Here is a 25100-nt window from a genome sequence, read left to right on the forward strand (position 1 = left end):
AAATTAGAATTTTACACTTGCTCCCAAATTGATAACTCTTGCCTGCGGATAATAATGCCCATCTGAACTGGTGGATTCCGGGTCATAAATTTTTTGCTTAGCAAGTGTGAACACGTTCAGGCCGTTTGCATAGAACCGCAAATTGTTTATACCTACTTTGCTGGTGAGTGAAACCGGCAGGGTATAACCCAACTCAATGTTTTTAAGGCGTACATAGTTCATATTGAGCAGCCAATAAGTGTTTCCTTGTACAAGGTTTCCGTTAGAGTCATAGTATCCGCCAGAAAAGAACTGGTTATTTCTGTCAACTGTACGTGGGTCTTTGGTGCTATGATTGTCCACGGTCCAGCGATGATCATAACTCCATTGCAGGAAGTTGCCAATCGTTCCTGATTCTGTTTGCAGTGTAATTTTTGCGCCGGTTGCACCCTGCAATAACACGGTTAAATCGAAGCCCTTATATTGCACCCCAAAATTTAAACCTCCCTGAAAAGTCGGGGTATGGCTGGCATCCAATCTCACCTGATCATAACCATCAATTTTACCATCAGGCACTTTTTGACCGTTATCGCTGCCTATATCCTTAAATTTCATGTCGCCCACCCGGATAGTACTTGCGCCTACACCGCTATAAGCTCCAGGATGAGCTTGGTTGAACGCATCAACTTCGGCTTGTGTAGAAAATATGCCATCATAAACGTAATAAAGCTGGGAACCAATAGGATGACCAATTGACGTTTGGTATGATGGAAATCCGGGAGGTTCATCCCAGATATTGATCCGGTTTTTAATATAAGAACCGTTAATGCCTACGTTATATCTAACTTCGCCAATTCTGTCATGCCAGTTAAATTGGAACTCTACCCCCTTATTGGTTACCTTTCCGTAGTTTTTCGGTGGTAATAGTGGTCCAGGAATACCGGTTGCAGGTACTGAAGCGGTAGGTGCCCATAAGATATTGGTACGTACGTTATAAAACGCTTCCAAAACGAAATCCAATTTGCCGTTCAGGATCGTTCCTTCCAGGGCTGCATCGCTGTTGTTGGCAGTTTCCCAGGTAAAGCTCGGGTTTGGAGCTGTACCTTCCGTTAACGTTTGAGTCGGAGCACCGTTGATAATATAGGTATTAGTGTTATATAGTGGAAGATACGCGTATTCTGCCAAATCATTGGAGTGAGGTCTATTTACCTGGTCGTTACCCATTTGCCCCCATGAACCGCGAAGTTTTAAGTTTTGAAAGAACTTGATATTATCTTTAAAGAAATTTTCTTCTGAAATTCTCCAGCCTGCTGATATACCGGGGAAGAAGCCGAAGCGGTGAGTTGTAGGGAACATATAAGAACCGTCTGCCCGCCATAAAAATTCAGCCAGGTATTTTTCCTTGTAGTTATATCCTACGCGGCCAAAGTAATTTAAACGGGCCCTCTCCCAGGCTGAACCGCTATTGCCTATCTCGGTGTTACCACCCCATGAAAGCTGGTCTATAGCGGTTGAAGCAAAATACTTGCGTGACGCATCAAAGTAGCTTTGATTTGATTTTTCCTTTTGTACACCGGCAAGGAAAGTAACGTTATGGCCTCCAAAGCTATGATCATAGCTTATTATACCTTCGAGCATCGTACTTAACTGATCCTCATCGCTTTGAAAAAGGTGCGCCTGGGCCGGGCCACGGGCTACCTTGGTAAGTACAGGGTTTGTGGTTGATTGACCATCCCAGCTATATACATACCATGGCGTTTGCCAGCTTTTTTCTTCCCTTATGTATTTATCAATAGCAACGTTTCCCGTAACCTTTAATCCAGGTACATATGGAACATCGATTACAATTTTACCATTAGTTTGAACAACATACCTGGTGTCTTTGTCATATCCGGTTGCATTCGTAGTGATCAACACCGGTTGCTGGCCATTTTCGATATCTGGTCCTGGTAACCCGTTTGGCCAGTAAGCTGGCCTGTATGGATAACCACGCGTTAACATCCTGAAAATGTCGCCGGCACTTTCACCAGCAGGGAAAAAGCGGTTTTCCTGGCGGCCAGATACGCCAACACTAGTGTTAACATACTTATTAACTTTTGCATCTACATTTAAGCGCAGATCGTACTGTTTATAACCGGTCGCAGAATTCTTATAATAAGCGTCCTGATTTTCGTAACCTATGGAAGTCAGATACTTTATATTTTCTGAACCACCCGACAATTGTACGTTCTGGCGAGTTTGCGGCGACCAGTCCTTCAGCGTCGCTTTAAACCAATCGGTGTTAGGGTGTCCCCATGGATCAGAATGGTCAGCAAATTTTTGAAAGTCAGTAGGCGAGAATGTTGCCGTTGTGGTAGCGTTGTTATCCGGGCGGGTAAAGCTTCCTGTGGTTTGAAATGCCTTCCACGCGTCTGGCCAATATTGTGACGGTAAGTTATATAAATCTATTTCATCTACCATGGTAGCATATTCTGTAGAATTAGCCATTTTAGGAATCACCGTAGGTTGCGCCCATCCATGATTATAGTTGTAAGAAAGGTCGGGTTTACCCAGTTTACCGTGTTTGGTGGTAATCAGGATAACGCCATTGGCAGCCCGGGCTCCATAAATAGCTGCTGATGCATCCTTCAACACCGTCATGCTTTCAATATCGGCAGGATTAATACGGTCGATATTTGTTTGCCCTGCGGGAGCCGGAACACCGTCGATAACGATCAGCGGAGAGTTGTTGCCCAGCGTATTAATACCGCGCACACTGATGGTTGAACCATCGTAACCAGGCTCGCCGCTTGCATTGGTTGCGATAACCCCCGGCATACGTCCGGCTATGGAATTTGAAAGGTTGACTGCCGGTGATTTTACCAGATCCTCGCCTTTAACAGATGTAACAGATCCGGTAACGGTTACTTTCTTTTGTACACCGTAACCTACTACCACCACCTCGTTAAGTCCTTTATTCGCTGATTGAAGTTTAATATTAAGAGTAGTTTTGCCGGCTATTGGTACCTCTACCGTGGTGTAGCCAATAAATGATACGACCAGTGTGCCGTCTTCCGGCGCATTGAGTGTAAAATTTCCGTTTATATCAGTCACTGTCCCGGCTGCTGTACCTTTTAGTTTTACAGATACGCCAATAAGCGATTCCCCGGTTGTCTGATCAGTTACTTTTCCTGTGATTTTAATTTGAGCTAATAACTTGTTTAACGCTGCTCGGTGCGGTGTGGCAAACTTTGTATTGGAAACATCTGCAGTAGCTGCTGAAGACATACTGACAAATAGCAAAGCAATCAATACCTGGCTTAGTGCTATTTTTGAGACATTTGACAAGTTTACAGTTCTATGTAAATTGTATTCCATGTTTAATTGGTTAAGTTGATTTAAATTTTAAACGCACACTCTCAAAGTGGGATGGTTTACCGGAGCTCAATTATTCTATAATTGCAACTCCTGAATTAGGGTCTGTCTGGCTTTTGTTTATTTCATAATCATCATTTAGGTTTAACTTTAATTACAATTGGTTAGGGATTATAAAAATTGGTAGTCTAACAAATCTGAAGGCATTGTCGCTATCAATCTTAGTCTCAAAAACACCCCTTTAATTTTGAAAACAGCGCCAACTATAAATCACTTATCGTTGATGCTTTTTTTCATTTAAAAGCGTTTTCTTGCAACTAAGAAATTAAATGTTATCACTACAGTTATAATTGATTGCACTAAAGTGAGCATAATTGAGGTGATTCATAGGGGGTAAATTCTTAAAACTTGAGGGGGTAATTGGTAATAAGCGGATAATTTATTAATTAATATATATCTAAAATTAACCCTGACATTAACTATTGCCCATTTTTAACTTTACAGCATTTTTTGTGATACTTGACTGAAAAGGCACGCGAAATTTTTTAATGTATTCAGATGGGTTCAGCCCGAAGAGCCTGCTAAATTGTTCCCTAAAGTACTTCAGGTCGTTAATACCAACCTTGTAAGCAGCCTCTGCAACTGTGCAATCGGTGTTAAGAAACATTTCCGCAGCTTTTCTCAAACGTATAAACCGTATAAATCCATTGGTGGATTGCCCGGAAATTGACCTGATTTTTTTATAAAGATTAGACTGGCTCATACCAATCTCATCAGCCAGAGCTTTGGTACAAAAATCATTGTCTGTTAAATGCTCTTCGACAATTTTCATACATTCCGCCAGGAACTCCTTATAGTCAGGCGATATCTTAAGGTCATTTGACTTTAGGGTGATCTCGTTATAAAAATATTTTTGGAGAGTATTTTTACTTTTTAATATGCCTGTGACTCTCGCAACGAGTAATTCCTTTTCAAAGGGTTTACTTATATAGTCATCCGCGCCACCCTCGATGCCTTTTAATTTAATTTCGGGCGATGTGCTGGCGGTTAATAACACAACAGGTATATGACTCAAAGAAGGCTCTTCTTTTACCCTGCTACAAAGCTCGATACCGCTTAAACCTTGCATCATAACATCGCTGATAATAATATCAGGCAATATCTGATAAACCAGATTTAAGGCGTCTGCACCATTTTCGGCTTCAAATACCTCAAAATCATTACTGAAAATTTGTTTTAGATACTGCCTGATCTGTGCATTATCATCAGCAATAACCATAGACCTGGATTCAAAGTTGAGCGGATCTGTTTTTTTATGACTCTGGGATTGTAATTCGATCCCTGCTTTTGATACCGGTACCTCTTCTTCGCAATGTTCAATCAGTTCGTCCAGAAAAGCAGAAGTTTCGGCAACGTCCTCAAAAATCAAGTTAGGGCTTAAATGCTCCTTCCCTTTCAGCAAGCAAATCTTGAAAGTGGTTCCTTTTCCTTTTGAGCTTTGGTAACTGATATTTCCTTTATGATCTTCAATAAATCTTTTTACCAGGTAAAGCCCAATACCAAATCCACTTGCCGGCGGCAATGCATTGTGCAACTGGTAAAACTTATCAAATAACTGATCTCCAACATACTCATCTATTCCGCACCCATTATCTTTGACCTCTATATTTACAAAAGCGTCTGTTTCTGAAATACTGCAAACTATTGTTCCATAATTGGGGGTAAATTTTAAGGCATTAGAAATCAAATTAAATAATGCGATCTCTATCTTTTCACGGTCTGCAAATAATTCTATGGAATCTGTTTCACAAACAAATTCAAACTGTATACTCTTGCTTTTTGCCTGATGGCTGAAACATAAAAAGACCTCTTTAGACAAGTTCACGATATCCAGTTTTACTATCTTGAGCTTATCTGACTCGCTATCAGCCTTTCTAAATAATAATAGTTGATCAACAAGACTTAATAAACGACGCGCATTACGGTAAACAATATTAAGATTACTTGTATCATTTACCCTTTCTCCCTGACTAAATAGTAGTTCCTTAACTGGATTTATAATCAACGTAAGCGGCGTCCTGAATTCGTGAGAAATGTTGGTAAAAAATGAAAGCTTCCGTTCATTAAGTTCTTTCTCCTTCTCTGCAGACATCTGCGCAATTTTTATCTCGTACTTTAACTTAGCCTGGTTGCTACGATAAAGCATGTAATAATAGATAAGCGTTACAGTTATAGCGAAATAGCTCAGAAGAGCCCACCATGTTTTATACCAGGGTGGAAGAATTCTTATCTGTAAAGCGGCGTAATCTTCAAACCATAAACCATCCTGGTTGGCAGTTTTTACCTTGAACGTATATTCACCTGCCGGAAGGTAACGGTAAGTAACTGATTTTTGATTTTTTACGTAGTTCCAATTTTTGTCCAACCCCTCCAGCTTGTATGCGAATTCACATTTTTGTGCATATGCATAGTTTAAAGCTACATATTGTATGGAGAAAACCGATTGGTTAGGTTGCAAAGTTATTTGGGTGGATTCATTTATTACTTTACTTAAGATATTATCTTTTTGGCCCACTTCAACTTTTTTACCAAATAACTGCAAACCTGTAATCAGGATTTTTGGCCTAAAGGTGTTTTGTTTTACCTCTGCAGGGAAAAAAATATTATAGCCTTCTGTTCCGCCAAAAATCATAAACTTCCTTTTGCTGCAATACATGGATGACCGGGGATTAAACTGCCCTCCCTGCAACCCGTCTGAAGTGTCATAATTAGTGATACTGTTTGTGCTCACCCCTACTCTCGATAGCCCTTTATTTGTGCTTATCCAGATATCTCCGGAGTCATCTTTTTCTATTGCATTTATAGTATTGTCAGCCAACCCATCAATTTCTGTATACTGTTTAAAACTTTTATTTCTGATGTCATAAATTACAAGGCCGTTCCCTTCTGTACCTATCAAAAGCTTATCATTCTTATCTAAATACAATGAGTATATAACCTGGCTGGATAGAAATTTTTCAATTTGTGATTGATTGAAATAATCGACAAACTTATTTTGATCTCTTATAAAATACTTAAGACCAGAGGCATATGTTCCAACAAACAAGTTGCCGTGTTTATCTTCAGCGAGCGCCCGGATATTGTTTGAGGCGATCGTGCTGTTTTGCGGGTTATAATTAACGAATTTATCTTTCCCTGCTGGCAGCATACTTAGCCCCCCTCCGTTTGTGCCAACCCATAAATTATTTTTTGAGTCTTGCAGTATTACGCGAACATCATTTAAACCTATGCTCGAGGGGTCATCAGCCCTATGGGTGAAATTAGTGAAAGAGTCTGCCCCTTTATTATAGCGGAAAAGCCCCTGCGAATATGAACCAAACCACAACGTGTTTGAATGGTCTTTGTAAGCACTAATTATGGCATTATCTGTTAATGAACCGCTCCTTCCGTCTGCCCTGTAATATCTTACTACCTCTCCATTCAGTTTCTTCTTATATATCCCGTCGCCATCGGTACCCAGCCACAAATAGCCTTCCGCATCCATGCACATACCGTAATACCTTAAGAAGCTCGATCCGTAACTATCTACCAGCTTATTTTGAAATTTGTTGAATTTTTCAGGAATACTACTGAGCATATAAATGCCGTCGCCATATGTTCCGGCCCATATGTTTTTGTCCTTATCCTGAAATAAAGTTTGAACTGATCTGGCTGTTATGCTGTAGTTATCTTCTGATTTTACCGGATTAATTACCACATCTTTATAATCCGACTTTTCGGCTTTGGCAAGATCAATGTTATACAATCCTCCGTCCTGTAAGCCAATCAGCAGATTTTTATTATCATCCTCAAGAAGTGAAGAAAAATAGTTGCTTCTTAGCTTATACTTTGAGCCTAAGAAAACATGGAATTTATTTTCAGCTCTTCTGTAAAGGAATAGTCCCTTACTGGCTGCTACCCAGATATCATGATTATGGTCTTCATAAATGGCATTAATTCTGCCAGGGGGAATCACGTTTAACGGGACTTGCGCATTTAAGCTTTTTAAAATCACCCCGTCTTTGATACTAAAAACGTTTAGGCCGCCATCAAGCGTGCCTACCCATAATAACCCATAAGTATCTTCGACAACATTAACGACTACTGTACCGGATAAAGCCGGCAATCTGTGTTTGTTATAGATTTTGTAGTGCCCGTTTTTCTCATCATAATAAGAAAACCCCGAACCGCCGCATGAAAACCACAACTGATTTTTAGTATTTTCAAAGATGCTGGTAACATAGTTTAGATTAGCCGACTGATTACCAGTAGGGTTAAATTTAGAAAACCGCTCTGTTTTGGTGTCAAATTTATATATCCCTCTTCTTGAGGATATCCATATCTCGCCATGGGCATCCTTGAATATATTTTGAACATAATTACTCGGTAAACTGTATGGATTGTTGGGTTCAGATTTGAACACTTTGAAATTGGTGCCATCAAACCGGTTTAAACCGTCATCCGTGGCAAACCACATAAAGCCTTTATTGTCCTGGGCTATGCTATTTATTATACCAAATGAAAGACCATCTTTCAATGAGTACTTCATCACTTTTTTTGTAAACAAGCCTTGTGCATGTGTACAAAAACAAACAATTAGCCCTAACAGGATAAGTATAAGTCTTCTCATGAAATGCCAGTTAATAGGTATAATTTGGTTCCCGGCCCTTTGTAACAAACAGAATACAAAAGGCTATTTCTCAAATGTAGTTTTTTTAATTAAAAAAGAAATGTAAAACTGACAAATAATAATATTTTTATTATTTCATCAAGTTTATATCTCATACAATAATTTAAATCGCAACTTTTTTCAGCAAAAATTTAAAAATTTCCAATTTAATCTTTGTCACTTATAATGTTCGTGTACTCCGAACACTTTAAAAAAACAAGAAAAATTGCCGATATTAGTTCGAGTTGTCAGAAGCACCAGCATAGCCAGGCAAAATAAATCATGACCAACCTCACCTATATTTCGCCGTTTTTTATCGTTAAGAGTTTAAAGAATTCTGTTGCGTTCTATGTAGATAAACTTGGGTTTGAAGTAAGGTTTATAGGCCCGGATGACGATCCGTTTTTTGCGATCGTTGGGCGCGATAATATTTCCATTATGCTTAAGGGGAGTGCGGAGGATAAAAACCCTGTTCCCAATTATACTCATTACGACTGGGCACGCTGGGATGCCTATATCTCAACTAAAGATCCTGACGGCTTGTTCGAAGAATACCAGTTGAAAGGCGTTACTTTTCATCAAAATCTCAGAGATGACGACGACGGTTTGCGCGGTTTTGAGGTGATTGATTCGGATGGATATATCTTGTTTTTTGGAAGACCTAAATCGTAACATCAAAACTATTAAAATGAGAGGCCCCAATTATACAACAGCGCGTTACACAACGGCAATTGAGGTTGCGAAATCACCGGATGAGGTCTTTAATCATATTATCAACGACGTTCCCAAATTCTGGCCGGAAGAATTTAAAGGAAGAAGCTCCGAATTGAATGATGAGTTTATATTTACGTCAGAGGGCGGGCATTATTCAAAAAATAAAGTGGTTGAATTAATACCGAATAAAAAAGTAGTTTGGCTGGTAACCGAGAGCACCCGCGAAACAGATAACTTTGACTGGACCGGGACAAAAATGGTCTTTGAACTAAGCCCTAATGTCAGCCATACCCTGCTTGAATTTACTTATGACGGGATTATTCTTGAAGGTGAATATGACAGATTGGTACAGATATGTGATATGGTGATTAAAGAAATGCTTTATAATTTTATGAAATAATAAAGGCAAATATTAAATAACCTGTCTAAGGTTGCGCAACTTCTGACAAATCAAGAGCTTCAAATTACCGGCAAGTATATTAACACTTTTTGATGTAAAACAATTATGACGTTTAATGCCAGAAATAAGCCTCAGATGGCTTTTTCTCAGAATTTCCTCTTATATTGATCGCGAATCTACCTCCTATATATTGCAAACTTCTAAAAGTAACATCAATCTAACAACCGGCTTTTTAATACGAAAATTCCGGATCAGTAAAGGCTGGGACCAGGCGCTCATGGCTACAAAACTGGATATTACGCGCGGTTCGTACTCGAAAATAGAAGCTGGTCTCACCGATGTCAATTTATCACGGTTAGAACAGATCGCCTTTATCCTGGATGTCAAATTGATACAGCTTCTGTCATTCGATCCGGAGCAGGAAGTTCGGGACGCTTCACGGTATTTGTCGGTACTAGCTCAAATCAGGGAGAAAGACCGATGTATAGAATTGTTATTGCACCAAATCGTGGAGCTTGCTCACCAATTGAAATTTGGCAGGGAGAGCAAAGGCAATAGTAATAGATGATATGTCCTTGCTAAATCAAACCGACCTAGCCCGGCATATTTTCACTGTTTGTAAGAATTGTTAAGGAAAGTTAATTTTTTTAACTGGTGACAATACTGGCTGCATTTGGCCGTCTTTACCTATATTAAGCTACCAACACTATGAAATATAAAATAAAATTACCGGACGGTACCGCACAATTTATTCAAATAACCAGTGCCTATTTCAAATCATGGCATGTTTGGATGGTAAAGTTTGACGACGGAAGAACAGCTATGCTTTTTAAAATAGGGGGCGAATGGATGCAAAGAACAGAGGATTTCCTTGAGTTTCCAGTTCTGAAGGAACTCGGCTCATTTATTGATAAAATAATAATAAAAAGAAAAATAGCCTTTTAACGGGTAAGCGGCTCTATGACAACTAAAACAAAAGCCTTAAGTCAAAAACCTTAAGGTTTTTTTTTTGGCCACACCTCACAGGTCTTCTGAAAAAACCTGTATCGGTTAAATCATGCTGATAAAGTATCCCTTTGTTGTATTTCCCTGTGAAGCTCTGACATTTTATCATACAACCTGGAGATTGATGCTAAAACCCCCAGCTGTTTCACCAGTCCGTTTTCGTAACTGTATCGTTGCGTAAGCAACTTCTTGATCCGGGATTCAATACGAGTAGATTCATTCCTTAACACTGATATCCGTTTCATAATGCAGATTAGTCAAATTTGAATGACCTTGATGCCTGATTAAACGTATTTGCCACAACAAGGTTACGACAATTAAAACATAACCTTTTGATATTCAATTATTATAAAATTTTAACTAAAGACATGTAACCCTCCAAGCAAAAAGCCTCAAGACATCCGGCTTAAGGCTTTTTGACTTTAAAGTTTTGTGTTCCTTTAGGATTTGTGGCTACGCTGCCTGATCTGATCAGTAACCTGATCAATGGTTTGTGTAGCGTATTGCTTGCCTTTTTCCATCCATTCAGGGGCTTTGTTGGTCAGCTCATCCAAAATTGAAGTGCCATCTTCTCTTTTGCGTACAAGATAGGCAACGCCCGCAGCCAGGGCTGTGCCTGCTAATATTAAGGGTAAAAGTTTCATAATTTTAAGTTTTGATATAAGGAAGAACGCCGTAACAGCTAAATTGTTGTAAATCATTGCATGTATGGTTACCAATTTATTTACAAAAATCGCAATTGATGATTACCAAATCTTGCCGCTAGTATCAAAAGAGACAGCAATCTGATAATGAGCAGTTAAGAGCGTGGGTATTTCGGAATTTAAAAAGTCAGATCCTTGTCTATCTCTTTTAGCAAATATTCCTTCCTATCCGAGGAATACTCCCAAAACATGACACCGGCTAAACCATTCTTTTTAACGTATTTGCACTTATTCTTAACTGACCATTCATCATCGAAAGTGATAAACTGGCGAAGGTCGGCATTGTATAAGTAAGGGGCATAGGCATCTTTATCGCGATAATATTTGTAGCCTTTTTTGTTGATCAGGCTATCCCTGATAAATGTATACCCGCCGCCTACACCACGAACACGTATCGAAGCAGTTTTGGCGCCGAGAACCATTATTTGTGAATCAGCGGCCGCCAGCGTGTGCCCATAAAAGGCAACGCCTACCACAAGTTTATCCGCAGGGACGCCCGCTGCCATAAAATCGTGCACGGCCATATCAGCAGAGCAAAGTGTTTTATAACTTTTTGATGCATATAGATTGGTATGATGCAATACAATATGCAGGCTGTCCTGGGCAAAATCATAGGTCATAAGGCTCACATAGTCCAGGTATTTGGAAGCTTCACCCATTTCCGTCAGCTTCAGGAAACGCGTAAACCCACCTGCGGCAGTGGTGAGCAACTTCTTGCCGCCTGCTTCTTTTTCAAGGGTATCCAAATCAAGTCGCAGCTTCTGGAACATAAGCGTGAAATTATGTTTATCCTCGGGCCTGTAAATATTACCCGCCCCAATATCGTTAGGGTACTCCCAGTCGATATCCACGCCATCAAAGTGATATTTTTTTACTATTGCAACGGCACTTGCTGCAAAAGCTTCCCGGCTGGTATCGGTTAGTACAGCATCCGAAAAATTGCGGCTTCCACCCCAGCCGCCTATCGAGATAAGCAATTTGAGGTTAGGGTTGATCTTTTTAAGTTTTAACAAGTTTCGAAAATTCACCGTATCCGTCTTTTCGTGTTCAAGATAGGCCCGATTATTTTTAATAACTACAAATGCATAATTAATATGGGTGAGCTTCTTTGCGTCTACCATAGCTGTATCATATAAGCCACGGTAACCACCAACATAGCCTATGATGACATGTTTTTTGTTCTCTGACGATTGAGCGGATACAGATATTGATATAAATAACGCAAGCACTAACGACAACGTGCCCGATAAGCGGGATAGGATTCTCATAGTAGCGAATATAAACATTTCATTAAAGCGATCTGCAGTACTCTCAATCGCAATGTAGAAATTTGTCAGTTTTTATACAACAGATTAGATATACACCAAACAATACGCAATCAAAGATTTGAAGACTTGAATCGCAAAAAATGAAGCGAAGTTTTCCATTTTTTGATTAACCGCAAATTGACAGAAAATAAAAAAGGGATAAACGACATATTTTCTCGCCTATCCCAAGAGGTGATCCCGTTTGGATTCGAACCAAAGACCGACAGATTAGAAATCTGTTGCTCTATCCAGCTGAGCTACGGGACCATCTGCGATTTTTTCGCGGTGCAAATATGCAAAAATCTACACAAAATTGAAATATTAAGTTGCATTCATATTATAAATTGCTTCTCTGTAAGACTTTTGTAACTTAGAATAAATACACTTTTACTCCCTGCATTCTTCGGACCTATGAACAAGCAACCTCTTATAGATTTTTTTCAGAAAAACTCCCAAATGTCGTTAGAAACAATTCTAAATATTACTGGCTATTATGAAGAGAGGGAGTTTTCAAAAAATGAATTCTTTCTAAAAGAAGGTAAAGTATGCGACTTTCTCTATTTAACACAGGGGCTTATGAGAGCCTATACTTTTGATTTGGAAGGCAACGAGGTGACAACAAATTTATTTGCAAAGAACCGCCAGATTTATGATCATGCTTCTTTTTTCCTTCAAACTGCCTCGGAGGAAAATATTCAGGCCGTTACCAATTGTCTGGGCTATTCTATTACTTTCGAAAAAATGAACACTCTTTTTCATTCCATACCCGAATTTAGAGAATATGGCCGGCGGATGTTAATTAAGGAACTTGTTTCATACAAAAAGCGTACGCTTGCCATGATCAACAAAACTGCAGAGCAACGCTATGAAGATTTGATAAAAGACGACAAGGAGGTTTTTCAATTTGTTCAGTTAAAGCACATTGCCTCTTATCTTGGAGTTACCAATTCATCGCTAAGCAGAATCAGGCGGGAATTTTCCAAACACTAACCCGATTTTATTTGCCAAATGACAATTTGGTTTTTGTCATTTGGCAACTGTCTATTTTGCTTTCCCTGTTTCCTTTGTACAATAAACATGTCAATTATGGAAGCAACAATTTTGTTTGGAATCAGCATTTTAATGAGCCTTATTGTATGGAATAAAATAAGTAAAAAATACTTTTGGCTTCAGTTTAAAGACCTGGAGCTTAAAAAAGCAATTCTGCCAATTCTATTTTTACACTCTTTTCGCTTTGCAGGCCTGTCCTTTCTTGTGCCAGGTGTAGTTAATGCAGGACTTAATCCTGCATGGGCGATACCCGCCGCATTTGGCGATTTTATAGCGGCTGTACTGGCCTTTATCACTCTAGCCTTCACAACCAACACATCGTTTCGGCCTTTCTTATGGGTGTTCAACATTTTAGGATTTGCTGACCTATTGATAGCATTTGTTGACGGTCCGAGGTATAACATCCTTCCGTTTTTAGGTCCAGCCTATTATATTGTTGTCATTTATGTACCGATACTTTTGCTGACACACCTAATGGTTTTCAGGCTGCTGCTAAAAAATAAAGCAGTGCAATCTCACTAACTAACCGGAATAGGAAAAATGGATCCAAAGCTTCAAGTCGAAACACTTGGGGCTTTTATTTTTCCAATCAACGATCATTACGAACGTTGCCAATACCATTAAAATCGCTTTAGTCGCTCAAAATTTTTCGCATAATTAATGCTTTGAAATAGTGCTTTTTATATTCAAAAACAGTATATTAGTATACTTTGCTCCGATTTTTTACATTTTAAAAATACAAAGTGTTTTATTTACAATTAGTAAATCATACTTTTAACCAATTTTTTAGATAAACTTAATTTATGATCATAATTGCTGACGGTGGCTCTACCAAAACCAATTGGTGTCTGGTTACCGAAGAGGGTAAAAAAGTGTATTTTAACACAGAGGGTTATAACCCCTATTTTTCAAGTACTGCTTACATTGTGCAATCGCTGATGGAGAACTTACCGTCAGACCTTGAGAAGAGTGAAATTACTGAAGTAAATTATTACGGCGCCGGATGCTCAACTGACGATATGCGTAAGATCGTTGCCGATGCCATGCAGGCTGTGTTCACCAAAGCGAAGATTTACATAGGTCACGATTTGCTTGCAGCTGCAAGGGCTCTGCTGGGCAATAGCGAGGGGTTTGCTGCTATTTTAGGTACCGGCACCAATACTTGTATCTACAATGGTAAAGAGGTAGTTCATAACATCGATTCAGGAGCTTATATTTTGGGCGACGAGGGCAGTGGTTGCTACATTGGCAAAAAACTGCTTGTTGACTACCTGAGAGGTTATATGCCTGAACCAGTGAGGAAACTTTTCTGGGATACTTACAAACTAACCCCGGATGATGTAAACGAACAGGTTTACACGCAGCCCCGCGCCAACCGATTTTGTGCAAGCTTCAGCAAATTTGTCTATGACAATAATGTTCATATCGAATATTCCAGGAACCTGGTGCGCACCTCATTTGAGGACTTTTTCCGCAATCTTGTAACCCATTATCCAGATTATCAAAAGTATACCTTCAACTGCATTGGCTCGGTAGGTTACAATTTCCGTAACGTACTTGAAGAGGTGGCTGCTGAAAATGGCATGGTAGTAGGTAATATTATCCGCTCGCCTATAGATAACCTGGTGAAATATCACCTGGAACTGGCTCCGACTCAATTATAAAAATCGGCCTCTCATATACAACAAAAAAGCGTTCTGATTATCAGAACGCTTTTTTTATTTAGGTCTGTCTTAGACTGAAAACATCACCCCACCTTGCCTTTATTCTCCAGGTTCAGTTCACTTTGAAATATCTTGGTGTATTTCCTTCTGTCGAATTTATAAAGTTTAGCTGCGCGGTACGATACCCCCTTTTGCTTTTCGTCAAGCTCTTTCAAAAAGCCATAGCTCAGCATTTTCTTTCTGAAGTTCCGCTTATCCAGTTTCTTATTCAAAACCGCTTCGTATAACGATTGCAGTTGCGTAAGCGTAAATTTCTCGGGCAATAACTCAAAAGCAATGGGCTGATAATTGAGCCTGCGGCGAAGTTTATTAAAACCTGTTTTAAATATTTCGCTATGGTCAAACGCCAGTTTTGGCAACTCATTTACCGGGTGCCAGAAAGCCTTCCTGGCGTATTGTGTAACCGGCCTGAGGTCTTTTTGCCCGTTTATTCGGATCAGCGCATAATAGGCAACTGTGATTACGCGGCCCTGCGGGTGACGGTTTACCTCGCCAAAAGTATGAAATTGCTGCATATGCAGGTCGCGCAAACCTGTCAGTTCATAAAGGATACGTTCAGCAGCATCGTCAATACTTTCATCCTGCTCAACTATATATCCCGGCAAAGCGAGCCAGTCTTTATATGGCTCTTCGTTCCTCTCTATCAATAATATCTTTAACTCTCCGGCTTCAAAGCCAAAAATCACACAGTCTATAGAGAAAACTGAATTAAATGTAGGTAACTTTACTTCCAAAAACTTTGAATTTATAGGTTTACGCTCTAAAGATATGTTGTAAATCTCCGAATATAAAAAAAATAAAATAAAATTCAATGGTGTAATTTACACACACTATATTCGTACCGAAAAAAACAGTCAGGTAAAGATGCAGAAAATATCAAAACTCGGTGTTTTGACTTCCGGGGGTGATGCTCCGGGGATGAACCCTTGTATAAGAGCGGTAGTTCGTACCGGTATATACAACGGCTTGGAAGTGGTTGGGATACGCAAAGGTTATCAGGGACTTATCGAAGATGACATGTATGACATGAATCCACGCTCGGTAAGCAATATATTAAATTTAGGCGGCACTATTCTGAAAACGGCCCGCTGTCTACCATTCCGTACCGACGAAGGTATGGAAGCCGCTTACCAAAATTTAAAAAAGCGCGGCATTAATGCCCTTGTGGTAATTGGTGGTGATGGCACTTTCACTGGTGCATTACGTTTCTCAAAAAAATATCCGGATATACAGGTTATGGGCGTACCAGGCACCATAGATAACGACCTGTACGGATCAACTTATACTTTAGGCTTCGATACAGCAACCAATACAGTTGTTGAAGCTATTGACAAAATTCGTGATACCGCCGATGCACACGACCGCTTATTCTTTATCGAAGTAATGGGCCGTGATAGCGGTGCCATTGCTTTACGTGCAGGTGTTTGTTGTGGGGCCGAGGCTATTTTATTACCTGAAAAAACCACGGCGATAGATGATTTGATCGAGAACCTGAAAAGCGGGCAGCATAACAAAAAATCATCCAGTATTGTAATTGTTGCCGAAGGTGATAAGAATGGCGGAGTATATGATATAGCCCGCCGAGTTCAGCAGGAAATCAAATTCTACGATATTAAGGTTACTATTTTAGGGCACTTGCAACGCGGCGGAAGTCCGTCGGCATTTGACCGGGTTTTGGGCAGCCGTTTAGGCTATGCTGCAGTAAAGGCTTTGCTTCGCGGGGAGTCAAGGAAAATGGTTGGCTTACAAGCTAATTATATCAAAATAACCGACATTGAAGAAGCGTTGACACAACACGAGTTTAAACTGGAGGAGGATTTGATGGAGATGGCAGACATATTAGCTATCTAAAAGATGATCGCAGTTGTATATAGTGGGTCGAATTATGCCGAATGGCGCCTTGCCGAAAAGGAAAGGACGGTAGCGTCTTTCAAAACCGGCGGTCTTAACCCCTATTTCAATGATGAGAAACAGATCATCCAACTGCTCAACAAAAACATCAACCTGATCCATCATGCCGAAGAAATAAAACGCGTTTATTTTTTTGGCGCAGGATCATTCTCCAGCGAACTTAAGGCCGTAGTACATAACGCGCTATCTACCTTTTTCAAGTTTGCCAAAGTAACGGTTGACCATGATATTGATGCGGCTGCCATAGCTTGTTGTAAAAACAAACCAGGCATTGTATGTATTTGCGGCAGTGGATCAAATGCAGCGTGGTACGATGGTCGTAAAGTAAAGCCGAACAATTACGGTTTGGGTTATATCCTGGCTGACGAGGGCTCAGGAAACTGGCTTGGAAGGCAGTTGTTAAGAGCATTTATGAACGAAACCCTGCCTGCAAACATCCGCAAGAAGTTTGAACAGAAATACGACCTGGACCGCCGCACATTGCTGGAAAAGGTATACCGCCAAAAGCAGCCTGCCGTATTTTTAAGCTCATTTGCAGATTTTTATCTTGAACATAAAACAGATCATTATCTTAAAAACGTCATAATAAACGGCTTTAATAAGCTAATTAATACTTATTTATTACCTTTACACAGCCAGCACCCAGAGGGACAACTGCATTTTGTTGGCTCAGTAGCTGCAAACTTTCAGGAATACCTGTATGAAGCAGCCGCCCAATCAAACCTTACCATAACAAGTATTATTAAAGAACCTATAAATAATTTATTAACGTATTATTCCAATAAAAATTAAAAAATCATGAAAATAGGAATTAACGGTTTCGGCCGTATTGGACGCCTGGCTTTTAGAGCTGCAATTGAAAGACCTGATGTAGAAGTTGTTGGTATCAACGACCTTGTTGAGCCTGATTACATGGCTTACATGTTGAAATACGACTCTACTCACGGACCATTCAAAGGCACTATTGCTGTTGAAGGCGGACATTTGGTTGTAAACGGTAAAACTATTCGCGTAACTGCTGAAAAAGACCCTGCTAACCTGAAATGGAACGAAGTTGGCGCTGAAGTTGTAATTGAATCAACCGGCTTGTTCCTTACCCAGGAAACTGCACAAAAACATATTGATGCAGGTGCTAAAAAAGTTGTAATGAGCGCCCCTGCAAAAGACGACACTCCTACTTTCGTTATGGGTGTTAACCACAAACAATTAAAAGCTGATCAGCATATCGTATCAAATGCTTCATGTACAACCAACTGTTTAGCTCCCCTTGCTAAAGTATTGAATGATAAATTCGGTATTGAAGAAGGTTTAATGAGCACTATCCACGCGGTAACTGCTACTCAGAAAACTGTTGACGGTCCATCTGCAAAAGATTGGAGAGGTGGTCGTGGTGCTTACCAGAACATCATCCCTTCATCAACCGGCGCTGCTAAGGCCGTAGGTTTGGTTTTACCTGAATTGAAAGGTAAATTAACAGGTATGTCGTTCCGTGTACCGGTTGCCGACGTTTCTGTGGTTGACTTAACTGCCCGCTTAAAAACTCCGGCTACTTATGAGGAGATCAAAAAAGCAATGAAAGAAGCTTCAGAAGGTGAACTGAAAGGTATCTTAGGTTACACTGAAGACGAAGTTGTTTCTGAAGACTTTAAAGGTGATGCTCGTACATCAATTTTTGATGCTAAAGCCGGCATCGCGTTGAACAATAACTTTGTTAAAGTAGTATCATGGTATGATAACGAATGGGGATACTCAAACAAACTGATCGACCTTGTTCAGGAACTTGGTAAACTGTAATTGAGAGTTTATTCCTTATAAAGAAAAACCCCGTCAGGATATCCCGACGGGGTTTTTAATTGTTAATTATTAAGACATAGGTAATTATTCCGTTTTCAAACTCCTCACCGGGTTCATCAGCGCCGCTTTTAAGCTTAAGTAAGATACGGTGCTGAATGCAATAAGTACTACGGTTATAAATGGTATAATAAAGAACAGCACATTGATATCGATCCGGAACGCATAAGTTTGCAGCCATTTATGAATAGCATACCAGGCTAACGGTACGGAGACGACAAACGCTATGACAATTAATACCGCAAAATCGCGGTAAAGCAATTGCAAAATATTATTTACTGTCGCCCCTAATACCTTGCGTATTCCTATCTCTTTAGTCCTTTGCACAATAGTATAGGATACCAAGCCAAGTAAGCCCAGGCAGGCTATCAAAATACCTATCCCTGTAAATACTGCAAATACCTGCCCGAATTGCTTATCAGCATGATATTGCTCGTTGAAATGGCTATCCAGAAAATAATAATCAAACTGATCTTCCGGGAAAAACTGTTTCCAATTGGCGCGTAATCCCTCGATAGTTTGCTGTATGTTCGCTGTACCGACTTTGACTGATATGTTACCTCCTACATCAGGTATGCAGCGGAAGATAATCGCATCATAGGCGTCACGAAGGGATTGCTGGTGATAATTATCCACCACACCAACTATAGTATAAATTTTACCCCAAAAGTCTATTCGCTTATCTAATGCGTCGGCAGCTTTGCTAAAGCCCATTAGCCCTGCTGCATTTTTACTTAAAACTACCGAGGCGGTATCTGTAGGGTACGATTTTGATATTTTTCTTCCTGCCAATAGTTTAAAGTCGAAAGCATCAAGGTAATCATAGTCCCCACCCACTATTCTATATTGCTTTGCGGTAGATTCAGCAGCACCATGCAATTTTATACCACCAGCATTCCATGGAATAGGCTCTCCGGGTACAACAGTTGAAGCGGTGACGCTTTTAACATTGGCCAGCTTCAGGTTTTCTTCCTTAAAGGCCTTCATTGTCTTAAAAAATGAGTCAACCTTTGCCAGCGGACCTTTAATCACAACTGTCTGATCAATATTGATACCCAGGTTTTGCTTCTGCATATATTCAATCTGCCTGAAAACAGTCAGTGAGCCGATCAAAAGAAATATCGATGCAGCAAACTGAAATACCACCATCCCCTTTCGTAAAATAATGCCACGCGGAGAAGCCGACAGTTTGCCTTTCATCACCTCAACGGGCCGGAAAGAGGATAGAACAATAGCAGGATAAAACCCGGAGAAGAATGTACCTACAAAGAACATGGCTATCACACTTAACCAAAATGACAGATGCCCAAACAGACTAAAACTGATATTTGTCCCCGACAGGCTAGCGAATATTGGCAGGAATATGCCTATCAGTATAAAAGCCAATGTCAGTGCCATCAGGTTGAGTAAACCTGCTTCAAACATAAATTGAGTGATCAGCTGCCCTTTATCCGATCCTAATGTTTTACGAACCCCAACTTCTTTAGCACGGCCTATACCACGCGCGGTAGCCAGGTTGATATAATTGATCCACGCAATAACGATCACGAATATAGCTACGCCTAGCAGCAGGTAAACGGAATTACCATCAGAGTTAGGTTGCAACTCAAACATACGATTAGAGTATAGATGGATGCTTTGTGCAGGCTGCAAGGTATAAATAGCAGTGGCGCCTGAACTTTTAAATTGTTCATAGGCCTTCTTTACAATAGGAATAAATTTGGTTTCTAGTTTTCTGGGATCGACACCTTTGCGCAGCAAAAGATAGGTAGTGCAACCGTCATTATACCATCTACTATCAATATCAGGTGCATAATTTTTTACAAGGGTGGTATATGACTGCAGGAAATCCAGCTTCATGTGGGTGTTGGCAGGCATATCTTTCATTACGCCGGTGATCTTGATCGGCTTATCATTATTCATTACCAGGGTTTGCCCCATAGGATCGGCATTATGAAAAAGCTTATTGGCAATGGTTTCAGAAATAACTACCGTATTAGGCTCTTTAAGTGCGGTCTTGGGATCTCCGCTTAGTAAAGGATAGCTAAAAATGTTAAAGAACGATCCGCTTACAAAATAATCGGACTGATCTTTTATAACTATCTTTTGATTTTTGTAATTCACCAGCACCTGCCCTGCGGGCACCATTTTTACGAAATCTTCTATATCAGGCAATTGCGATTTAAACTCGCTTCCGGGAGCGAATGCCCCACCAGCCCAGCGGGTGCTCAGTTTACCATTGTCGTACCTATCCTGGTTAATGCGGTATATCCTGTCGCCTTTGGCATGAAACTTATCAAAACTCAGCTCAAAGGTTACATATTGCAACAATAGCAGACAAGCGGCCATACCAATAGCCAGTCCGAAAATATTGATAAACGAAAAGCCCTTGTTTTTGCTAAGATTCCTAAAAGCAATCAGCAGGTAATTTTTGATCATGATCCGCGCGGTTTAATTCAAATAACCCTGCCAAGAGCATGCCTGTTTTACATCTTCCTAAATATCAAATAATTAACAATATCAACAAGCTCTTAGCCTGTTCGGAAATGATACAACTATCGTACGCTTGTGAACGATCATTGACCCGTCCGGATATAGCTATACAGCATTGACCCGTCCTAGCTATACATCAGGTCTTGTACGTTTTTTGGTTATCATTCCAACTGATATACCACCGCCTCAAAAGGCTTTAACTTCCCATCAGTGGTTGGTTCGGTATAATTATCGATGAGTACTTTAGCTTTTGATAAATCAAGACCTGAATTGGCCGTCCTAGCCTCGCTTCTGAAATTAAGAAGGATCAGGAACTTCCGGCTATCTAATTCACGTGTGTAGGCATACACATCCGGGTTTGACTTATCCACCAAAGTATATTTCCCGTATACCAGCACCGGGTTATCTTTTCTCAGCTTCACAATCCGTCTGAAATAATTTAATGGCGAATTTGGGTCTTTATCCTGGATAGCTTCATTAATGGTTTTATAGTTGTTGTTCACTTTTATCCATGGAGTGCCAATAGTGAACCCTGCATTTGCATTGCTGTTCCATTGAAAAGGAGTACGTCCATTATCGCGCGAACTAAAGGCGGTTTGTTTCATAAACTCCGCCATATTGGCGCCTATATTCTTTTGATGCTGATATTCATTCAGCGTAGCTTTATCCCGGTAGTCTTTTATATCTGTAAAGCCCGCATTGGTCATGCCCAATTCGTCGCCGTTATAATAGTACGGTGTTCCGCGCATGGTCATGATAAAAGTGGTCAGCATTTTGGATGACACTTCCCTGAATTTCGGATCGTCATTTCCAAAACGGCTTACTAAGCGGGCCTGATCATGATTAGCAAGGAAAATAGATAACCACCCTTTTTGGGCAAAAACACTGTCCCACTTACTGAATACCTCTTTAAAGTGCAACACGCTGTACCCTTCTGGTTTGGCAATATCAACACCTTCAAAGGCATAAGCCATGTTCAATTCATTACGATCGGCATCTACCAGTTCATGCGCATCCTTGAATGAATTACCCGCTCCTTCGGCCACACTCATCACATCGTATTTGCTTAGCACCTCTTTATTCATTTCCTTCAGGTATTCATGCAACCCCGGCTGCATGGCATAATACTTTGTAAACTCCTTTTCATATCCCTGTGGCAGCACTGGGAAAGTAGTATCCTTCGCCGCAAACTGAAAGGCATCTAATCTGAAACCATCGATACCCTTATCAACCCAGAACTTCATGATATCAAACACTTCCTGGCGAACTTTGGGATTTTCCCAGTTCAAATCAGGTTGCTTGCGCGAGAAATAATGCAGATAGTAAGCATTGGTGGTTGAATCATACATCCAGGCGTCATGGTTTACATCGAAAAGACTATAGCGTGGTGAGGGTTTGCCCTTATCGGCATTCCACCAATGGTAATAATTACGATAAGGGCTGTTGCGTGAACTACGGCTTTGTTTGAACCATTCGTGTTCATCGCTGCTATGGTTTACGACAAGATCCATTACCAGTTTTATACCGCGTTCATGCATTCCTTTCAGCATCGCGTCAAAATCGGCCATGGTACCAAAATCTTTCATAATGTTGCGGTAATCGCTTACATCATAGCCATTATCATCGTTGGGCGAGCTATAAATCGGGTTGAGCCAAACTACATTTACCCCAAGACTTTGGATATAATCCAATTTGGATATAATCCCTTTCAGGTCGCCGATGCCATCCCCATCACTATCCATAAAACTACGCGGATAGATCTGGTACACTACGGCCTCTTTCCACCATTTGCGGTCAGTCATATCTTTAGTTTGATCGTTTTTCGGAGCACGGCAGCTAAGTCCGGAAACAAGCAATATACCTGCGATAATCACGCCGGATAATGTAATTTTTTTCATTATCATTTTGCGAAAAGAATTTATAATTGGGTCGATTTACAGTATCAAGTAAGCTAATAAATTTATATCTTTATATATAAAAAAAGAACTCAAATAACACATTTCCACATTTTTTGAGTTAGATATAAAATAGGGCTAATATAATTGTCAGTTCACTGCCAATAACAACTAAAAACCATTTAGCCATGATGACGACCACAGCTTCCGCAAAATATACCGTCATGTCATTTCTCAAGTCCCTGAACGAAGAGGAATTTGACAACGCAAGAAAATATGCCGACGAAGACCTGAAATTTGAGGGTGTGCTGGGCTCACGTAATGGAGCCGATGCTTATTTCGAGGATATGAAGAAGATGAAGTTTAAATACCATCTTTTAAAAACTTTTGCCGACGGCACCGATGTTTGCGTACTGTACGATATTGACATGGGGGGAATAACCGTATTCTGCTGTGGCTGGTACCAGGTCGAACATCATAAAATCACATCAATAAAGGTAGTTTTTGATCCAAGGCCTTTGCTGCATCATCAGAATGGGAATTGATAGTGTTCACGTTCACAACGATGTGAATGCCTGTGAACATTTTATTAATAACTGACAATCAACAAATTAAATTTTTACTTATGGTGACAAAATGCTGTCAGTAAGCTGAAAGCATTTACCATATCCACCACGAGTTGTAAACTAGGGGAGCGGATAATTTTATTTCAAATTGATGTAATTGATTTCCAAATTAATACAGCTCCAAATAAAATTGCCATTATCGCTCCCCCGTACAATCCGATATCATGTCCATAGGGACTCTTATATCCCTTTCTGGTTTCTTTTAAACTGTATGAAAATAACCAAATTCCGAAAATAATTATAAAACAACCTAATAAAAGGCCACCTATTTTATCTATAATCATTATTTCTTCTTCACGCTGTTTATGACCTCATAATATAACTTCACTTCCCCGCATCCACATCCTTTATAAACTTAACCACCCCATCCATAAACACCTTCTGGTCATCCCACATCGCCAGGTGACTGCCGTTGGGGCAATACAGGCTTTTACCGTTTTTCACCTGCTTGCTCATCCATTCCATGTATTTGGGGTCCATGGTATCGTATTTGGCGCCTACCATCAGGGTTGGTACGGTAATTTCTTTTAACCGGTTGCTGATATCCCAGTGCAGTAGTCTGCCTCCTACTTTAAACTCGCTTGGGCCCTGCATCATTACATAAATCTGTTCATTCACATGGTTAATCGCGCGCATTGCCGGATCAGGCCATTCCGGCAAACGGCACAGGTGTTTGCAGTAATATTCGTTCCATACCAGTCTTTGATAGGTAGTGTCTTTAAACATGCCTTTAGCCTCATAATTTTGCAAGGAGTCAACCAATGATTTCCGCATCTGACTTCTCAGCACAGCATTATATTTCTCATAAGCGGGGATGCTAGCCATCATATTGCAAACGATCAGCCCTTTCAGGTTTTTCTGATACTTTAAAGCATATTCCATTCCCAAAATACCACCCCATGAATTCCCTAACAGATAAAAATTACTGCTATCCAGGTTCAGCGCCTTCCGCACCTGCTCCACTTCTTCCACAAAACGCGGTGTTGTCCACAAACTGCTGTCTTTAGGCTGATCGCTGTAGAATGAGCCCAACTGGTCGTACTCGATCATCTCAAAGCCTTCTTTCGGGAAAAAGCTTTCGAAACACTCCATATATTCATGCGTCATAGCCGGACCGCCGTGCAGCAACAAAACTTTGATTCGCGGATTATTACCAAAGCGCTTTGTCCACACCCTGAACTTGCCGACAGGTGTCTGGATGTTAACCATTTTGATGCCCGCTACCTGCACACCGGAATCAATGGGCGCGAAATATTCAGCTACGGTTGGACTTCCGCTTTGCTGTTTGCAGGACGAAAAATAAATGAATGCTAAGATTGAGAGGAAGAGTAACTTTTTCATGATAAAGGCTGATAAGTGATGAAAGTAAATCTAAGAAG

The 25100-nt window shown here is 40.3% G+C and carries 19 protein-coding genes and 1 tRNA gene; 11 read left to right on the forward strand and 9 right to left on the reverse strand.

Translation table 11 applies throughout. From position 1 onward, the window contains the following. Positions 1 to 3 precede the first annotated feature (3 nt). Positions 4 to 3336 (reverse strand): SusC/RagA family TonB-linked outer membrane protein, encoded by a 3333-nt coding sequence (locus Q3A68_RS09615; RefSeq protein ID WP_302900859.1) that lies wholly within the window; start codon positions 3334 to 3336, stop codon positions 4 to 6. A 472-nt stretch (positions 3337 to 3808) separates the two neighbouring features. Then, positions 3809 to 8002 (reverse strand): hybrid sensor histidine kinase/response regulator transcription factor, encoded by a 4194-nt coding sequence (locus tag Q3A68_RS09620; RefSeq protein WP_302900860.1) that lies wholly within the window; start codon positions 8000 to 8002, stop codon positions 3809 to 3811. A gap of 321 nt (positions 8003 to 8323) precedes the next feature. On the opposite strand from Q3A68_RS09620, the gene Q3A68_RS09625 reads away from it, so the two are divergent. The 4 genes from Q3A68_RS09625 (at position 8324) to Q3A68_RS09640 (ending at position 10100) form a co-directional block, all read left to right on the forward strand. After that, positions 8324 to 8713: a VOC family protein gene (locus Q3A68_RS09625; RefSeq protein WP_302900861.1), complete on the forward strand. Its 390-nt coding sequence runs from the start codon at positions 8324 to 8326 to the stop codon at positions 8711 to 8713. Between the two features lie 16 nt (positions 8714 to 8729). Next, entirely contained in the window at positions 8730 to 9155 is a 426-nt protein-coding gene (locus Q3A68_RS09630; protein WP_302900862.1) for a hypothetical protein, read from the forward strand. A gap of 115 nt (positions 9156 to 9270) precedes the next feature. Continuing rightward, positions 9271 to 9723, forward strand: coding sequence for a helix-turn-helix domain-containing protein (locus tag Q3A68_RS09635; RefSeq protein ID WP_302900863.1), 453 nt, complete (start codon positions 9271 to 9273; stop codon positions 9721 to 9723). A 140-nt stretch (positions 9724 to 9863) separates the two neighbouring features. After that, a complete protein-coding gene (locus Q3A68_RS09640) occupies positions 9864 to 10100 on the forward strand; it encodes a hypothetical protein (RefSeq protein WP_302900864.1) in 237 nt (78 codons plus the stop codon). 500 nt (positions 10101 to 10600) lie between these two features. Here Q3A68_RS09640 and Q3A68_RS09645 read toward each other — a convergent pair whose 3' ends face one another. The 3 genes from Q3A68_RS09645 to Q3A68_RS09655 all read right to left on the reverse strand — a co-directional run bounded on the left by Q3A68_RS09645 (position 10601) and on the right by Q3A68_RS09655 (position 12438). After that, positions 10601 to 10804, reverse strand: a complete 204-nt coding sequence (locus Q3A68_RS09645; RefSeq protein ID WP_302900865.1) for a YtxH domain-containing protein — start codon at positions 10802 to 10804, stop codon at positions 10601 to 10603. A gap of 179 nt (positions 10805 to 10983) precedes the next feature. Further along, on the reverse strand, positions 10984 to 12132 hold the full coding sequence (locus Q3A68_RS09650) for a glycoside hydrolase family 18 protein (protein ID WP_302900866.1): 1149 nt from the start codon (positions 12130 to 12132) through the stop codon (positions 10984 to 10986). A gap of 232 nt (positions 12133 to 12364) precedes the next feature. After that, a tRNA-Arg gene (locus tag Q3A68_RS09655) sits at positions 12365 to 12438 on the reverse strand. 189 nt (positions 12439 to 12627) lie between these two features. On the opposite strand from Q3A68_RS09655, the gene Q3A68_RS09660 reads away from it, so the two are divergent. The 3 genes from Q3A68_RS09660 (at position 12628) to Q3A68_RS09670 (ending at position 14885) form a co-directional block, all read left to right on the forward strand. Then, positions 12628 to 13161: a Crp/Fnr family transcriptional regulator gene (locus Q3A68_RS09660; protein WP_302900867.1), complete on the forward strand. Its 534-nt coding sequence runs from the start codon at positions 12628 to 12630 to the stop codon at positions 13159 to 13161. A gap of 96 nt (positions 13162 to 13257) precedes the next feature. Next, on the forward strand, positions 13258 to 13743 hold the full coding sequence (locus Q3A68_RS09665) for a DUF8737 domain-containing protein (RefSeq protein WP_302900868.1): 486 nt from the start codon (positions 13258 to 13260) through the stop codon (positions 13741 to 13743). Between the two features lie 281 nt (positions 13744 to 14024). Further along, a complete protein-coding gene (locus Q3A68_RS09670; RefSeq protein ID WP_302900869.1) occupies positions 14025 to 14885 on the forward strand; it encodes an N-acetylglucosamine kinase in 861 nt (286 codons plus the stop codon). An 83-nt stretch (positions 14886 to 14968) separates the two neighbouring features. Here the strand turns inward: Q3A68_RS09670 and Q3A68_RS09675 are convergent, their stop codons facing one another. Beyond that, positions 14969 to 15679, reverse strand: a complete 711-nt coding sequence (locus tag Q3A68_RS09675; protein ID WP_302900870.1) for an NUDIX hydrolase — start codon at positions 15677 to 15679, stop codon at positions 14969 to 14971. A gap of 130 nt (positions 15680 to 15809) precedes the next feature. On the opposite strand from Q3A68_RS09675, the gene pfkA reads away from it, so the two are divergent. The 3 genes from pfkA to gap are packed head-to-tail and all read left to right on the forward strand — an operon-like array spanning position 15810 to position 18650. Next, positions 15810 to 16796 (forward strand): 6-phosphofructokinase, encoded by a 987-nt coding sequence (gene pfkA / locus Q3A68_RS09680; protein WP_302900871.1) that lies wholly within the window; start codon positions 15810 to 15812, stop codon positions 16794 to 16796. A gap of 3 nt (positions 16797 to 16799) precedes the next feature. Further along, entirely contained in the window at positions 16800 to 17648 is an 849-nt protein-coding gene (locus Q3A68_RS09685; protein WP_302900872.1) for a hypothetical protein, read from the forward strand. A gap of 6 nt (positions 17649 to 17654) precedes the next feature. Continuing rightward, positions 17655 to 18650, forward strand: coding sequence for a type I glyceraldehyde-3-phosphate dehydrogenase (gap, locus tag Q3A68_RS09690; protein ID WP_302900873.1), 996 nt, complete (start codon positions 17655 to 17657; stop codon positions 18648 to 18650). 84 nt (positions 18651 to 18734) lie between these two features. On the opposite strand, the gene Q3A68_RS09695 is transcribed toward gap, so the two are convergent. Beyond that, the gene (locus tag Q3A68_RS09695; protein ID WP_302900874.1) at positions 18735 to 21146 is read right to left on the reverse strand and encodes an ABC transporter permease; all 2412 of its coding nucleotides are present in this window, start codon (positions 21144 to 21146) and stop codon (positions 18735 to 18737) included. Positions 21147 to 21361: 215 nt separating this feature from the next. Continuing rightward, positions 21362 to 23098: a glycoside hydrolase family 13 protein gene (locus tag Q3A68_RS09700; RefSeq protein ID WP_302900875.1), complete on the reverse strand. Its 1737-nt coding sequence runs from the start codon at positions 23096 to 23098 to the stop codon at positions 21362 to 21364. 185 nt (positions 23099 to 23283) lie between these two features. On the opposite strand from Q3A68_RS09700, the gene Q3A68_RS09705 reads away from it, so the two are divergent. Next, complete coding sequence (locus Q3A68_RS09705) at positions 23284 to 23640, forward strand: nuclear transport factor 2 family protein (RefSeq protein ID WP_302900876.1); 357 nt, start codon at positions 23284 to 23286, stop codon at positions 23638 to 23640. A 405-nt stretch (positions 23641 to 24045) separates the two neighbouring features. Here Q3A68_RS09705 and Q3A68_RS09710 read toward each other — a convergent pair whose 3' ends face one another. Then, positions 24046 to 25062: a proline iminopeptidase-family hydrolase gene (locus tag Q3A68_RS09710; RefSeq protein WP_302900877.1), complete on the reverse strand. Its 1017-nt coding sequence runs from the start codon at positions 25060 to 25062 to the stop codon at positions 24046 to 24048. Positions 25063 to 25100: the final 38 nt, after the last annotated feature.

This window comes from Mucilaginibacter tolerans (assembly GCF_030519375.1).
Classification (GTDB): domain Bacteria; phylum Bacteroidota; class Bacteroidia; order Sphingobacteriales; family Sphingobacteriaceae; genus Mucilaginibacter.

Excerpts from the sequence above, each read along its gene's own strand:
- Q3A68_RS09630 (WP_302900862.1), top strand. The coding sequence starts at position 8,730 with ATGAGAGGCCCCAATTATACAACAGCGCGTTACACAACGGCAATTGAG.
- Q3A68_RS09705 (WP_302900876.1), top strand. The coding sequence starts at position 23,284 with ATGATGACGACCACAGCTTCCGCAAAATATACCGTCATGTCATTTCTC.
- Q3A68_RS09710 (WP_302900877.1), bottom strand. The coding sequence starts at position 25,062 with ATGAAAAAGTTACTCTTCCTCTCAATCTTAGCATTCATTTATTTTTCG.
- Q3A68_RS09660 (WP_302900867.1), top strand. The coding sequence starts at position 12,628 with ATGTCGTTAGAAACAATTCTAAATATTACTGGCTATTATGAAGAGAGG.
- Q3A68_RS09625 (WP_302900861.1), top strand. The coding sequence starts at position 8,324 with ATGACCAACCTCACCTATATTTCGCCGTTTTTTATCGTTAAGAGTTTA.
- pfkA (WP_302900871.1), top strand. The coding sequence starts at position 15,810 with ATGCAGAAAATATCAAAACTCGGTGTTTTGACTTCCGGGGGTGATGCT.
- Q3A68_RS09695 (WP_302900874.1), bottom strand. The coding sequence starts at position 21,146 with ATGATCAAAAATTACCTGCTGATTGCTTTTAGGAATCTTAGCAAAAAC.
- Q3A68_RS09650 (WP_302900866.1), bottom strand. The coding sequence starts at position 12,132 with ATGAGAATCCTATCCCGCTTATCGGGCACGTTGTCGTTAGTGCTTGCG.
- Q3A68_RS09615 (WP_302900859.1), bottom strand. The coding sequence starts at position 3,336 with ATGGAATACAATTTACATAGAACTGTAAACTTGTCAAATGTCTCAAAA.
- Q3A68_RS09665 (WP_302900868.1), top strand. The coding sequence starts at position 13,258 with ATGGAAGCAACAATTTTGTTTGGAATCAGCATTTTAATGAGCCTTATT.
- Q3A68_RS09640 (WP_302900864.1), top strand. The coding sequence starts at position 9,864 with ATGAAATATAAAATAAAATTACCGGACGGTACCGCACAATTTATTCAA.
- Q3A68_RS09635 (WP_302900863.1), top strand. The coding sequence starts at position 9,271 with ATGCCAGAAATAAGCCTCAGATGGCTTTTTCTCAGAATTTCCTCTTAT.
- gap (WP_302900873.1), top strand. The coding sequence starts at position 17,655 with ATGAAAATAGGAATTAACGGTTTCGGCCGTATTGGACGCCTGGCTTTT.
- Q3A68_RS09670 (WP_302900869.1), top strand. The coding sequence starts at position 14,025 with ATGATCATAATTGCTGACGGTGGCTCTACCAAAACCAATTGGTGTCTG.
- Q3A68_RS09700 (WP_302900875.1), bottom strand. The coding sequence starts at position 23,098 with ATGAAAAAAATTACATTATCCGGCGTGATTATCGCAGGTATATTGCTT.
- Q3A68_RS09685 (WP_302900872.1), top strand. The coding sequence starts at position 16,800 with ATGATCGCAGTTGTATATAGTGGGTCGAATTATGCCGAATGGCGCCTT.
- Q3A68_RS09645 (WP_302900865.1), bottom strand. The coding sequence starts at position 10,804 with ATGAAACTTTTACCCTTAATATTAGCAGGCACAGCCCTGGCTGCGGGC.
- Q3A68_RS09620 (WP_302900860.1), bottom strand. The coding sequence starts at position 8,002 with ATGAGAAGACTTATACTTATCCTGTTAGGGCTAATTGTTTGTTTTTGT.